This window comes from Burkholderiales bacterium (genome assembly GCA_035543335.1).
Taxonomy (GTDB): Bacteria; Pseudomonadota; Gammaproteobacteria; order Burkholderiales; family JAHFRG01; genus JAHFRG01.
Genome location: DASZZH010000021.1, coordinates 1 through 13,444, shown reverse-complemented (window position 1 = coordinate 13,444; position 13,444 = coordinate 1). Strand labels below are relative to the sequence as shown.

Annotated in this window: 14 protein-coding genes; 5 read left to right on the top strand and 9 right to left on the bottom strand. The window is 58.6% G+C overall.

What is annotated here, in order from left to right; genetic code table 11:
- Positions 1-85 precede the first annotated feature (85 nt).
- Positions 86-769 (bottom strand): Crp/Fnr family transcriptional regulator, encoded by a 684-nt coding sequence (locus VHE58_04165; protein HVS26477.1) that lies wholly within the window; start codon positions 767-769, stop codon positions 86-88.
- Positions 770-1,113: 344 nt separating this feature from the next.
- Here VHE58_04165 and trxB point away from each other — a divergent pair, with 344 nt between their 5' ends.
- The gene (gene trxB, locus VHE58_04160) at positions 1,114-2,082 is read left to right on the top strand and encodes a thioredoxin-disulfide reductase (GenBank protein ID HVS26476.1); all 969 of its coding nucleotides are present in this window, start codon (positions 1,114-1,116) and stop codon (positions 2,080-2,082) included.
- The gene (locus VHE58_04155) at positions 2,079-2,663 is read left to right on the top strand and encodes a Smr/MutS family protein (protein HVS26475.1); all 585 of its coding nucleotides are present in this window, start codon (positions 2,079-2,081) and stop codon (positions 2,661-2,663) included. The genes trxB and VHE58_04155 overlap by 4 nt, the downstream gene beginning before the upstream one ends.
- 78 nt (positions 2,664-2,741) lie before the next feature.
- Here VHE58_04155 and VHE58_04150 read toward each other — a convergent pair whose 3' ends face one another.
- Complete coding sequence (locus VHE58_04150) at positions 2,742-3,080, bottom strand: P-II family nitrogen regulator (protein HVS26474.1); 339 nt, start codon at positions 3,078-3,080, stop codon at positions 2,742-2,744.
- 77 nt (positions 3,081-3,157) lie between these two features.
- Complete coding sequence (locus VHE58_04145; GenBank protein HVS26473.1) at positions 3,158-4,759, bottom strand: NAD+ synthase; 1,602 nt, start codon at positions 4,757-4,759, stop codon at positions 3,158-3,160.
- 58 nt (positions 4,760-4,817) lie between these two features.
- Here VHE58_04145 and VHE58_04140 point away from each other — a divergent pair, with 58 nt between their 5' ends.
- Positions 4,818-5,333, top strand: coding sequence for a tetratricopeptide repeat protein (locus VHE58_04140; protein ID HVS26472.1), 516 nt, complete (start codon positions 4,818-4,820; stop codon positions 5,331-5,333).
- Between the two features lie 61 nt (positions 5,334-5,394).
- Positions 5,395-6,522 (top strand): GNAT family N-acetyltransferase, encoded by a 1,128-nt coding sequence (locus tag VHE58_04135; GenBank protein HVS26471.1) that lies wholly within the window; start codon positions 5,395-5,397, stop codon positions 6,520-6,522.
- 62 nt (positions 6,523-6,584) lie between these two features.
- On the opposite strand, the gene VHE58_04130 is transcribed toward VHE58_04135, so the two are convergent.
- The 5 genes from VHE58_04130 to clpS all read right to left on the bottom strand — a co-directional run bounded on the left by VHE58_04130 (position 6,585) and on the right by clpS (position 12,753).
- A complete protein-coding gene (locus VHE58_04130) occupies positions 6,585-7,856 on the bottom strand; it encodes an NAD(P)/FAD-dependent oxidoreductase (GenBank protein ID HVS26470.1) in 1,272 nt (423 codons plus the stop codon).
- Positions 7,857-7,864: 8 nt separating this feature from the next.
- The gene (locus VHE58_04125; GenBank protein HVS26469.1) at positions 7,865-8,167 is read right to left on the bottom strand and encodes a c-type cytochrome; all 303 of its coding nucleotides are present in this window, start codon (positions 8,165-8,167) and stop codon (positions 7,865-7,867) included.
- Between the two features lie 125 nt (positions 8,168-8,292).
- Positions 8,293-10,161: a diguanylate cyclase gene (locus VHE58_04120; GenBank protein ID HVS26468.1), complete on the bottom strand. Its 1,869-nt coding sequence runs from the start codon at positions 10,159-10,161 to the stop codon at positions 8,293-8,295.
- Between the two features lie 11 nt (positions 10,162-10,172).
- Positions 10,173-12,428 carry an ATP-dependent Clp protease ATP-binding subunit ClpA gene (clpA, locus tag VHE58_04115; protein ID HVS26467.1) on the bottom strand — a complete coding sequence of 752 codons (2,256 nt, stop codon included), beginning with the start codon at positions 12,426-12,428 and terminating at the stop codon, positions 10,173-10,175.
- A gap of 16 nt (positions 12,429-12,444) precedes the next feature.
- Positions 12,445-12,753: an ATP-dependent Clp protease adapter ClpS gene (clpS, locus tag VHE58_04110; GenBank protein HVS26466.1), complete on the bottom strand. Its 309-nt coding sequence runs from the start codon at positions 12,751-12,753 to the stop codon at positions 12,445-12,447.
- A gap of 250 nt (positions 12,754-13,003) precedes the next feature.
- Between clpS and VHE58_04105 the strand changes: the two genes are divergently transcribed.
- Positions 13,004-13,210: a cold-shock protein gene (locus VHE58_04105; GenBank protein HVS26465.1), complete on the top strand. Its 207-nt coding sequence runs from the start codon at positions 13,004-13,006 to the stop codon at positions 13,208-13,210.
- Here VHE58_04105 and VHE58_04100 read toward each other — a convergent pair.
- On the bottom strand, positions 13,207-13,444 hold a 238-nt coding region (locus VHE58_04100; protein HVS26464.1), incomplete at its 5' end, for a hypothetical protein. The genes VHE58_04105 and VHE58_04100 overlap by 4 nt on opposite strands.

The following is a 13,444-nucleotide window of genomic DNA, read 5'->3' as shown; positions in this document are numbered from 1 at the left end:
GCCGCCGGATCAAAAGCCGAGGCCACCTCACTCGTAGATTACAGTCAGCCTCGGTTTGAAGTATAACCCGCGGCAATTACCGGCGTCACATCTTGGAAGCGCTGGTTAAAGTCTCCGGCAAATCATGATTGAGAATGATTTTTTTGGATTCGACGCGGATATGCCCGGAAACGGTCAAATCGCGCAAAATTCGGCTCACCATTTCGCGCGAGGCGCCTATCATGTCGGCAAGGTCTTGTTGCGAAAGTTTTTCCCCGACCACCAATTTGCCGTTCTCCGGCTTGGCCAGTTCAAGCAGGGTCCGCGCCACTCTGCCGTAGACATCCATGAGCGCGAGGCTTTCGATCTTGCGGTCGGCGTTGCGCAGCCGCTGGATCAGTCCTTGCATGATGCGAAACGCCATCTGCGGGTTGTGGGCCAGGCAATTGATGAAATCGGACTTGCCGATGACGAGGAGCTGGCTGGGTTCCATGGCAACCACGTCGGCCGAGCGCGGCTGCTCATCGATCAGCGCCATTTCACCGAAGAATTCACCCTTGCGGATAATCGCCAGGATCACTTCCCTGCCGTCGTCCGTGCTCAAAACCACCTTGACCTTGCCGGAAGCAACAAGGTAGAGCGCGTCGCTTTTTTCGCCCTCACGCAGGATGGCGGCATGCTTGCCGTAGTTTTTCATCACGGCAACGCGCGCCATTGACGCCAGTTCTTCTTCCCGCAGCCCGGAGAACAGGGGCACGCTTTCCAGCAAGGTGACGACGGAGAGGCTCATGAGCTTGATGCGCTGCCGGAGCGCGGCGGGGCTTTTACATCCGGTACGGCAGCGCCGGTCATGAGAGCGGCAGATCCCTCAAAGGCAAGCGTTATTCTTGTCAAGCGGTTCATCCATCATCCCCAAGATTTAATGAAGTTTTTCGATGCTTGATTATAGACCCATACGCCCGAAAATTCACGGTTCTCTCGGGGAACTCGACAGGGTTGTCTATTACTGATAAATTCGCACAGTTATTGAAATTTCGCCTTAAGGCATTTACCGCTTGAAAACCGGTCTAATGGCCTCATCTCCAATGACCTCATTTATATTGCCAGAAACTTCGCCCAGCTCCCGAACCAGCCATGTCCGCCGCGAGCAAGCCCAACAACCATAGCCGCCTGCTGATTTTGGGCTCCGGCCCTGCTGGTTATACCGCCGCCGTTTATGCCGCGCGGGCCAACTTGAAACCGGTGTTGATTACCGGGCTGGCGCAAGGTGGGCAACTCATGACCACCACCGATGTCGACAACTGGCCGGCGGATGCCATGGGCGTGCAGGGGCCGGAGTTGATGGAGCGCTTCCAGAAACATGCGGAGCGGTTCGATACCGAGGTCATTTTCGACCACATTCACACGGCGCAACTTACCAAAAAACCATTAACGCTGGTCGGCGATCAGGGGACCTATACCTGCGATGCGCTTATTATCGCCTCCGGCGCATCGGCCAAATATCTCGGCCTGCCCTCGGAACAGGCGTATCTGGGCAAAGGCGTGTCCGGCTGCGCAACTTGCGACGGTTTCTTTTACAAAGGGCAGGAGGTTGCGGTGGTGGGCGGCGGCAACACCGCTGTGGAGGAAGCGCTCTACCTCTCCAACATCGCCAAAAAAGTCACGGTAGTGCACCGCCGCGACAAGTTCCGCGCCGAGAAAATCCTGATTGACCGGCTGATGGGAAAAACCCGCAACGGCAACATAACAGTCGCGTGGGACCATGTGGCGGATGAAGTGCTCGGCGACGACAGCGGCGTCACCGGACTGCGCATCAAGAATGCCAAGACCGGGGCTTTGAGCCGGCTTGATGTGAAAGGCGTGTTTATTGCCATCGGCCACACGCCGAACACCGATCTTTTCAAGGGTCAGCTGGAAATGGAGAATGGTTACATCGTCATCAAAGGCGGCAATCAGGGCAATGCCACCGCCACCGGCATTCCCGGCGTGTTCGCGGCAGGCGATGTGCAGGACCATGTTTATCGCCAGGCGGTAACGAGCGCCGGCTCCGGCTGCATGGCGGCGCTGGATGCGGAAAAATATCTCGACAATCTAAGCGTGTGAAAATAAAAACTACTAAAGGCGCGACGCACCGTCCGGCGCCTTTGCCGGAAGAAGAACGCGGCTTGTTCCATGAAGCGGTAAAAGGCGCCCAGCCCTTGCGCGCCAAGCGGCGCGTGCAGCATCAACCCAAGCCGCCCCCGCCTCTGCCCTTGCAAACCCTGCGCGATGAACAGGCGGCGCTCGCCGAATCGCTCTCTGATTGGGAAAACCCGGTTGAAACCGGCGATGAAACGTCTTTCCTGCGTGCCGGCTTATCCAGGCAAATCCTGAAAAAACTGCGCCGCGTGCACTGGGTCGTTCAAGACCAACTTGATCTGCACGGACAAAACCGCGAAGAAGCGCGTTCAAGTCTCGTGGCGTTTCTTAATACAAGTATCAAGCGCGGTTTGCGCTGTGTGCGTATCATTCATGGCAAGGGCCTGGGCTCAAAAAACCGCGTGCCGGTACTGAAGCACAAGGTACGGGGGTGGCTGATTAAGCGCGAAGAGATTCTGGCGTTCTGCGAGGCGCCCCCGGTTGACGGCGGCAGTGGCGTGCTGATTGTGCTGTTGAAGGGTTCGGGGTTGAGGGTTGAGGGTTGAGGGTTGAGAGCAGAAAGCGGGTCTAGCGTCACCCGCAGCCTAAACACTGAACGCCCTACTCTTAACTCTCAACCACCACTAAATCGCCGCTTCGTCGGTTTCTCCGGTGCGAATGCGCACCACCTGTTCCACAGATGTGACAAAAATCTTGCCGTCACCGATCTTGCCGGTGCGAGCAGCCTTGATGATAGCCTCGATTGAGGACTCCACGAGTTTTTCCGGCACCACCAGTTCCACTTTCACCTTGGGCAGGAAATCCACCACGTATTCCGCGCCGCGGTAAAGCTCGGTGTGGCCCTTCTGCCGGCCAAAGCCCTTGACTTCGGTCACGGTAAGACCGCTGACGCCGATGGCGGACAGGGCTTCCCGCACTTCGTCGAGCTTGAAGGGTTTGATAACGGCTTCTATTTTTTTCATCGGTTTCTCCCGCGGGGATACCAATCAGAGGTAAGTATAGTGCCAAATGCGAAAGAGATAAATGCCGCAACAGCAAATCAGATGTCGCGGTATTTCGAGGTAATCGGATAACGCCAGTCCTTGCCGAAGCCGCGGGGAGTGATACGGATGCCCACCGGCGCCTGGCGCCGCTTGTATTCGCTGCTTTTAATCAAGCGCACCACGCGCCTCACGTCGTCAGCACTGAAGCCGCGGCCGATGATTTCCTCCGGGCTCATATCGTCCTCGACATAAGCTTCCATGATGGCGTCCAGAATGTCGTACGCCGGCAGGCTGTCCTGGTCGGTCTGGTTCGGTTTCAGCTCCGCCGACGGCGCACGGGTAAGGATGCGCTCGGGGATGACACGCGCCAGGCTGTTGCGGTAATGCGCCAGGCGGTATACCAGCGTTTTGGTGATGTCTTTCAACACCGCGAAGCCGCCCGCCATGTCGCCGTAAAGCGTGGCGTAACCTACTCCCATTTCGCTCTTATTGCCGGTGGTCAAAACCAGGCTGCCAGTTTTGTTGGACAGCGCCATGAGCAACGTGCCGCGAATGCGCGCCTGCAAATTTTCCTCGGCAGTATCGGCAGGCAAGCCGGCGAATTCGGAGGAGAGCGCCTGCAAAAATGCATCGAACATGGGCTTGATGAGAATTTCGCTGTAACGCACGCCCAAGGTTTTGGCGAGGGCGCACGCATCCTTGACGCTCATGTCGGCGGTATATGGCGAAGGCATCATCACCGCTTGAACCTTGTCTGTACCCAGCGCGTCCGCCGCGATGACGAGCGTCAGCGCCGAGTCGACGCCGCCGGAAAGGCCGACCAGCGCGCCGGGGAAGCCGTTCTTCGTCACATAATCGCGCACGCCCAGGCACAATGCCTGATACACCGTCGCTTCGAGCGATTGGGCGACGGCGATCTGGCCGCGCACCGGCACATCCTTTTCCAGCGCGATCCAATAAATACCTTCTTGAAACGGCGGAAACTGATGCGTGAGCTCACCTTTGCTGTTCACCGCAAACGAAGCGCCGTCGAACACCAGCTCATCCTGGCCGCCGACCAGATTGCCATAAATGATCGCCATGCCGGTTTCCCCGACCCGCTCCTGCAATACCTCGTGGCGGGTATCCTGTTTGTTCATGTGGTACGGCGAGGCGTTCAGCACCAGCAGCACTTGCGCGCCGGCGTCTTTCGCCCGGGCCGCCGCATGGGGTTCCCAGATATCGGCGCAAATGTTCACGCCGAAGCGCACGCCCTCGAGCTCGAACACGCAAGGCTGGCTTCCTGACACGAAATAACGCGCCTCGTCAAACACCGTGTAATTGGGAAGCTTGAGCTTGTGGTAAGTGGCGATGATTTTGCCGTCGCGAATCACCGACGCGGCGTTAAAGCGCCGATCGCCGACCGCCTGCGGATGCCCCACTACGAGCGTGATGCCTTGAACCAGACCCGCCAGGTCCTGAAGAACCTTGTTGCAGGCCTGATAAAACCCGTCGCGCAACAACAGGTCTTCCGGCGGATAGCCGGAGAGGGCCAGTTCCGGCGCCAGCACCAGGCTCGCGCCGCCGGCTTGCGCCCGCCTGGTAAAGTCCAGGATTTTGGCGGCGTTGCCGGCAAGATCGCCGACGGTAACGTTGATCTGGGCAATAGCTATTTTCATCGCATCAATATAACATTTTGTCTTCGTTCCCATAATCCAAGCCCAAGCAAAAAACCCGATGCAATCGATTGAACACTGGCTGCATTTTTATGCCGGACGCGCTCTGCTCATGTTCAACCTGCAGGACGCGGCGGTGGAGCGCCTGCACCTGGCGTTGAAGTGCAACCCGCGGTTTGATCGCGCCGCGAGTTCCCTGGGGTTCATTTATGCGTCCATGCGGCAATATCCGGTAGCCGCACGTTATTTCGAGCAGGCGTTACAAATCAATCCGCAGGCTGCCGGCCTCTGGTTCAACCTCGGTTTCATTCACGAAGAGCAGAAACACTTCGCCCAGGCCATCGAGGCGTTCCGCAAAGCGGTGGCGCTCAACCCCAAGATCGACCGCGCCTGGTACGGCATGGGCCTTGCTCACGCCGCGCTGGGCGAACATGAAAAGGCCGCGGAGGCCGTTTCAGGAAGCGGCCACGTTGCAGCCGATGAGCCCCTACCCCTGGTACCAGCTGGGAATGGCGCATCACCACCTGAACCACCCCGACAAAGTCGCCGAAATCGTCGCGCATCTGGAAAGATTTGACCCGAAAATGACGCAGCAGCTCAAGAACGACACCCGCAACACCTAAGCCGGCCGCAAAGACATGAGCGCCGGATATCGCATAGAAATAATCGACACGCTTTCCGCCATTGCGACTCAAGACTGGAACCGGCTGGCCGGCAACAGTCCTTTCCAGCGCCACGAATTTTTCAGCGCATTGCACGAAACCGGTTGCGCCTCGGCACAAAGCGGCTGGACACCGCGCTTCATCACCCTCTGGCGCGAACACCGGTTGCTCGGCGCCATGCCGCTATATCTCAAGGCGCATTCCTACGGCGAATACGTGTTCGACTGGGCGTGGGCCGACGCCTACCGGCATTTTGGCCACCGCTATTACCCCAAACTGCTCTGCGCCGTTCCTTTCACTCCCATCACCGGCAGACGCCTGCTGGCCGAAACCGCTGAACAGCGTTCGTTGTTGTTGCATGCCGCGCTGAATTTGGCGAAACAATCCGGCGCCTCATCATTGCACTGCCTGTTTCCGGAAGAGCCGGAAGCGCAGGAACTGCAATCGCACGGCTTAATGTTGAGACAGGGCTTGCAGTTTCACTGGGAAAACCGGGGCTACCGCGACTTTGCCGATTTCCTCGAGGCCTTGAGCCGCCACAAGCGCAAGAACATCCGTCAGGAACGCCGCAAAGTACGGGAAGCGGGCATCAGTTGCGAATGGCTGGAGGGAAGGAACATCACCGATGAGCATTGGCGTTTTTTCACCGCCTGCTACAACCATACTTACCGCCAGCATTTTTCCACACCCTACCTCAACCTGGACTTTTTTGCACGGCTGGGAGAAACGCTGCCCCAGCACGTGCTGCTGATTCTGGCCAAACGCGAAAGCCAACCGCTGGCCGCCGCGCTCAACCTTTACACGCCTGAACGTTTATACGGACGCTATTGGGGCGCGCTGGAACCTATTCCCGGATTGCACTTCGAGACCTGCTATTACCAAGCGATTGAGTTTTGCATCGCGCGCGGGATTCGCTGCTTCGAAGGCGGCGCGCAAGGCGAGCACAAGCTCGCGCGCGGCTTTCTGCCGGTCAAGACCTGGTCGGCGCACTGGTTCGCGCATCCGCAATTCGCGCAGGCGATTGCGCGCAATCTCGATCGGGAAACTTCAGGAATCGCGCACTACGCCGATGAACTCAACGAGCAGAGCCCGTTTAAGAAATGAGGTTGCACGTAAAGGACTGAGAAAAACCAGGCAGCGCAGTATTGACGCAAAAGACGCCGTTTTCAGGCGAGCATGTCCGCCCAGATATTCCTGGCCCACCCCCAGGCGTACTGACCTTCCAGCTCAGTAGGCGTGGTAGATAACCCCGTGCTGCCTTCGACCACCAGCATGGTTTTCTTCGCCGCATCATAACGGTGTACCGAGGCAACGTGCATGGCTTCGCTGCCGCTGACAAAACTGTAACAGGTATTGTTCATCATCGGCTGGGAATTGACCGGCTGTTCGTTTAGCAGCGCCGCCACCGCCGCCGCGCAGACTTTTGCCTGCTGGTTCGCCATGTGCCCGGACTTGGGCATGGCCGGCGCGCCAACAATCGCATCGCCCAGCACATGGATGTTTTTCTGCGCAGCCGATTCATAGGTCAGAAAATCCACTCCGCACCAGCGGTCGTTGGCGGTGACAAGCCCCGCGGCCTGCGCGATGTTCCCGGCGCGCTGCGGCGGAATCACGTTCAACACGTCGGCACTGACGTTCTCGAATTCCAGTCTGGCGGTGAGCGCCGCCGCGTCCACGTCAACCAGGATGCTGTTCGGCCGGTATTCGACGATGCCGGCGTAACGCTCCTTCCAGGCCTTAGTAAACAAGCCCTTCTTCGACTGCACATCGTCATTGGCGTCGAGGATGAGCACCTTGGAACGCGGCTTGGCCTGCTTGAAATAAAACGCCACCTGGCAGGCGCGCTCATAAGGTCCCGGCGGGCAGCGGTACGGTGACTTGGGAATGCACAGCGCGTAAACCCCGCCGTCCGGCATCGCTTCCAGCTGATTTCGCAGCGCCATGGTTTGCGTGCCCGCTTTCCAGGCATGCAGCACCTTTTGCTGCGCTTCCGGATTACTGAGGCCGGGAATTTGCTCGTACATGAAATGGATGCCCGGGGCGATAATCAGGCGGTCATAACTTAAACTGAAGCCGCGCGCCAATTGCACCCGGCGTTCCTGCGCATCCACCGCCACCACCTCGTCGTTCAGCATTTTCACGCCGTATTTGCTCAACCCCTGATAGCCGACCGTAAGCGCGCACAGGGTCGTATTGCCGCCCAGCACCAGGTTGGAGAGCGGGCACGAGATGAACTCGGCATTGCGCTCGATCAGCACGACCTCGATGTTAGGCCCCCATTTGCGGATATATTTCGCGCACGTCGCCCCGGCGTAGCCGCCTCCCACCACCACCACGCGCGGGCCGCCCGCGCCGGTCAGGCTGGCGCAGCCTGGCAACGCGCCCAGCCCCGCGGAAGCCGAAACCCATTTGATGAATTCGCGTCTCGTGAGTCGCATGGCGCCTCCTATTTTTGCCCGGCAAAGTAACCCGCCATCAGCTCAACCTGTTCGTCGGTGTAACCCTTGGCGAGCTGATGCATGATGGTCGCCGGACGGCGGCCCGCTTTGAAGTCCTGCATCTGGCGGACGAAATAGCCGCGGTCAAGACCGACGAGCGAGGGCATCACGCCTGCGCTCCGGCCATCGGTGCCGTGGCAGTTGGCGCAATTGGCGGCAAGCTCACGCGCAGCATTCGGGCCGGCAGCCGGGGCCGCCAAGCTTGCGCCAAAGACTAAAGTGAATAACAGGATCGCCGCACGGGATTTCATCGCTTCTCCTATCGGGTCATCGCGAATTGCAGAGCACGTCAGAAACGGCGGGAAACAGATGAAGCGCTAGACGGGAAGTTTCACTCCGCGGTTACTCCGTGTCAAGTGCCACAGTCACTGCAAAATCAGGCACCGTAAAAATGAAACTTGTTTTTGCCCAGTTCCTTGGCGCGGTACATGGCACTGTCGGCGTTTTTCATCAGGGTTGGCGCACTCTCGCCGTGTTCGGGGTACAAGCTGATACCGATGCTCGCGGTAATGACAAAATCACGGCCGCCCACCACAAACGGGGCAGCGAACGCATCGAGGATTTTCTGCGCCACCGGTCTGGCGTCTTCCCGCTGCTGCATATTAGGAAGGATGATAACGAATTCGTCCCCGCCCTGCCGGGACACGGTATCGCCCTGACGCACGCACTTCACCAAGCGCTCGGCTACGGCGCACAATACCGCATCGCCGATGAGGTGGCCCAGATTGTCGTTCACTTCCTTGAAGTTGTCGAGGTCAATGAACAAGAGCGCCACGCCGCGCTTATTGCGCCGCGCCTGCACCAGGGCCTGCTCAAGACGATCCAGCATCAGCGTGCGGTTGGGCAAAGTGGTCAGCGCGTCGAAATGCGCCATGTGCTCCGCCTGGGTTTGCGCCTGCTTGCGCTCGATGGCTATGGCGGCGAGGTTCGCCGCGCGGTTAATGATTTCCAGGTCGCGGGACCGCGGGCTTTTCGGCTCGCGGTAATACGCGGCAAACGTGCCGAGCACCTTGTCGGTGGCGGACATGATGGGCTTGGACCAGGAGGCGCGCAGCCCGTACTGCGACGCGAGGTCTTTGTACGGTGTCCAGCGCGGGTCGGTGGCAATATCCTCGGCCACAATCAACCTCTTTAAGAAAGCCGCCGTACCGCAGGAGCCTGCCTGCGGCCCGATGGCCAAACCATCGATGGCCTTGTTGTAATCATCCGGGAGGCTCGGCGCCGCACCATGGCGCAAATGCACACCGTCCGCGTGGAGAAGGAGCACCGAACACAGCATGCCCGTGCTCTGCTCTTCTATGGCACGCACCAATGCGTCAAGGATTTCCACCAGCGGCCGGTCTTTGGCAATCATTTCAAACAGATTTTTCTCAGCGGCAATCAGCGCTTCGTCGCGCCGGAGATCGGTGACATCCTGAGTATTGGCGACGACCAGTATCTCACCATCCCGCCGTACCGCACGGCCCGCCACTTCCAGCACTTTCCAACCGCCGTCCTTGCAGCGCGCGCGTAGATCGACCTGACTGAGGACACCCGTTTCCAGCGCCTGTTGGAAAGCCTGTTTGGCATGGTCAACGTCGTCAGGATGAATGTAGTCAAAGCTGACTTTACCCAGCAGTTCTCCCGGCGCGTACCCGAGAATGGCATAGGTGGAAGGGCTGCCGTATTGAAACACGCCTTGGCTGTCCAGCACCGACATCGAATCGAGCGCCCGCTCCACAATCAATTGCAGGAACTGCCCCTGGTCGAGGAGCAGCTGCCCTGCATGCCTGCGTGCAGTAAGATACGCTTGGAGCCGCTCGATGGGCATACCTAACAGGTCTTTGCGGCGCGGCTTCTGCAGAAAAGCGATGAGCGGCACGATGGCGAGCGTGGCCGCGCTCCAGGCCACGGCATACCACAAGCCTTCGCCGTCGTAATGGAAAACCGTACCCGGAAGCGAAAAGAAATACGCAAAGTACAAGGCGGCCAGCAGAGCGCTGGCCAAGCCCGTGCGCAAACCACCTTGTACGGCGGAAAATATCACCGGGAAAATCAGCACGGGAGCCGGGCTATGGACAGCCAAACCACTTTTGGAAATAAGCTCCACCAGCGCCGCCAGCGCCAGCGTGGCCACCAAGCCAATAAACGGATTTGAAGCGGTGCTGAGCTTCTCGGCCAGCTTGTCATGCGTGACTTCGGGCATGGCCTCCCCGGCTTGGTCGCTCTTGCAGCCCACGTCCGCCAATTCGGCGGCCGGACGCAAGGGATAAAGAGCTAAACGACTTTTTCTTCTTCGTCTGCAAACACCAGACGCATTTTTTCGTTAGCGTCAAGGTCCACGGTGACCTTGCCGCCCTGGGCGAGCCTGCCGAACAGCAGCTCATCCGCCAGCGCGCTGCGGATGGTGTCCTGGATTAGCCTAGCCATGGGGCGCGCGCCCATTATCGGATCGAAGCCGCGCTTCGCCAAATAGCTTTTCAATGCATCGGTGAAATGCGCCTCGACTTTTTTCTCGTGCAACTGCTCCTCGAGCTGCATCAGGAACTTATCCACCACGCGCAGGATGATTTCATGGTCGAGCGCGGCGAAGGAAATGATGGCGTCCAGCCGGTTGCGGAATTCCGGCGTGAACAGCCGCTTGATCTCCACCAGCTCGTCACCGGAGGACTTACCGGGGTTGAAGCCAATGGCGGTTTTCGACAGCGATTCGGCGCCGGCGTTGGTGGTCATGATAATCATCACGTTGCGGAAATCCGCCTTGCGGCCGTTGTTGTCGGTGAGCGTGCCATAATCCATCACCTGCAACAGGATATTGAAGATGTCGGAGTGCGCCTTCTCAATCTCGTCGAGCAGCAACACCGCGTAAGGATGCTTGGTGATGGCTTCGGTGAGCAAGCCCCCCTGGTCGAAACCGACATAGCCGGGCGGCGCGCCGATCAGGCGCGACACGGCATGTCGCTCCATGTATTCCGACATGTCGAAACGAATCAGCTCCACCCCCATGATGTAGGCGAGCTGGCGCCCGACTTCGGTCTTGCCCACGCCGGTGGGCCCTGAGAACAGGAAGCAGCCTATGGGTTTTTGCGGATTGCCCAGGCCGCTCCTCGCCATCTTGATGGCGGCGGAAAGCGCGTCGATTGCTTTATCCTGGCCGAACACCACCGCCTTCAAATCGCGGTCGAGATTCTTCAGCGCGGCGCGGTCGTCGGTGGACACGCTCCGCGGCGGGATGCGCGCGATCTTGGCGACGATGCCCTCGATTTCGTGCTGGCTGATGACGCGTTTTTGCCTTGATTTAGGCAGGATTTTCTGCGCCGCGCCGGCTTCGTCAATCACGTCAATCGCCTTGTCCGGCAAATGCCGGTCGTTGATATAGCGCGCCGAAAGCTCCGCCGCGCTGGTCAAGGCGGTAGCCGTGTATTTCACGCCGTGATGCGCCTCGAAGCGCGATTTCAGGCCGCGCAAAATCGCCACGGTTTCATCAATAGTCGGCTCGCCCACGTCGATTTTCTGGAAACGGCGCGACAGCGCGTGGTCCTTCTCGAACACGCCGCGGTATTCGTTGTAGGTGGTGGCGCCTATGCATTTCAGCTGCCCCTGGTTCAATGCCGGCTTCAACAGATTCGACGCATCTAGCGTGCCGCCGGATGCCGCGCCCGCGCCGATCAGGGTATGAATCTCGTCGATGAACAGAATCGCGTTGGGGTTTTCGAGCAATTGCTTGAGCACCGCTTTCAGCCGCTGCTCGAAATCGCCCCGGTATTTGGTGCCGGCGAGGAGCGCACCCATGTCGAGCGTATAGACCTGTGCCCGCTTCAGCACTTCCGGCACGTCGCCTTCGAAAATGCGCCGCGCCAGGCCTTCGGCAATCGCCGTCTTGCCCACGCCGGCCTCGCCGACCAGAAGCGGATTGTTCTTGCGGCGGCGGCACAGGGTTTGCACCACGCGCTCGAGCTCCCGCTCGCGGCCGATGAGCGGATCAATCTTGCCGGCCAGCGCCAGCGCGTTGAGGTTCATCGTGTAGTTTTCCAGCGCGCCGCCGGAAGAGGCTTCCTGCTCGGTCTCGGCCTCGCTTTCGGCCTTGCTGCCTGATATGCCCTGCGGCACCTTGGTGATGCCGTGCGCGATGTAGTTCACTACATCCAGCCGGGTCACGCCGCGCTGGTGCAGGAAAAATACGGCGTGCGAATCCTTCTCGCCGAAGATCGCCACCAGCACGTTGGCGCCGGTGACTTCCTTCTTGCCGGAGGATTGCACGTGCAGGATGGCGCGCTGAATCACGCGCTGGAAGCCCAGCGTGGGCTGGGTGTCCACCTCGCCGCTCACCTTGGGCGTGTGCTCGATGACGAAATCAGCAAGCTGCTTGCGCAGCTCTTCGATATTGACCGCGCAGGCGCGCAGCACCTCGGAAGCGGTGGGGTTGTCGAGCAGCGCCAAAAGCAGGTGCTCCACGGTAATGAACTCGTGGCGTTTCTGGCGCGCTTCCATAAACGCCATGTGGAGGCTAACCTCGAGTTCCTGCGCAATCATTCGTGTTTCCTTAAAATTATGTTTCTTCCATCACGCAATGCAGCGGGTGCTGGTGCTGCTTGGCAAAGGATACCACTTGTTCAACCTTGGTGGCGGCAACGTCTTTAGGGAAGATACCACACACCCCCATGCCTTCCCTATGGACTTTGAGCATGATTTGGGTGGCCTGTTCGCGGTTCATGAAAAAAATCGTTTGCAGCACGGCCACCACGAAGTCCATAGGCGTGTAGTCATCGTTGAGCAACACGACCTTGAACATCGGAGGGGCTTTAAGTTTGCTTTTTTTGGCCTCCAGTACTGTATCTTCTCGTTGCCTGATCGCCATTTGCCTTGACTAAGACGCTCAACCTTACGACCCTTACTATTAATAATGTATGCCCAGTACCCCCACCATTTCAAGTGCACGATGACAAATATTTTAACCAGGCTCTTGACTTAGGCACTTGAATTGGCGTAAAAAGCACTCTGGTGTTTGGCTTCAAGTTTGCGCAGTACCGGTTATACCGAGTTGCGGTCTTGATTCTCAAACAGCGTCCGGGTTTGAGCCCGTTAACTTTTTTCTAAGGAAGCGATGCATGGCAACTGGTACTGTTAAGTGGTTTAACGATTCAAAAGGTTATGGGTTTATCACCCCTGATGATGGCAGCGAAGATTTGTTTGCCCATTTCTCCGCAATCAACATGAGCGGATTCAAGACCCTGAAAGAAGGGCAGAAAGTCTCTTTTGAGGTTACTCAAGGCCCCAAGGGCAAACAAGCCTCCAACATCCAGGCAGCATCTTAAATTTGTTCCGCGGCGGCAACGCCGCGGCGCCAAAGCAAAAGCCCGCCAACGCAGCGGGCTTTTTTTATTTTTGGATTAACGCCGCTTAGCAGGGTGTTGAAGAACTCCACGGGGCTGCGGCGTCGGCTTTCCGGGATGGGATGCGCGAAGCGAGCCGCGTCGAATAGCCGTTGCATATTCGCAAGGCGAGCGACAAAGCAGACCGCCCGGAAAGCCACGCCCCATCCGGGTTTG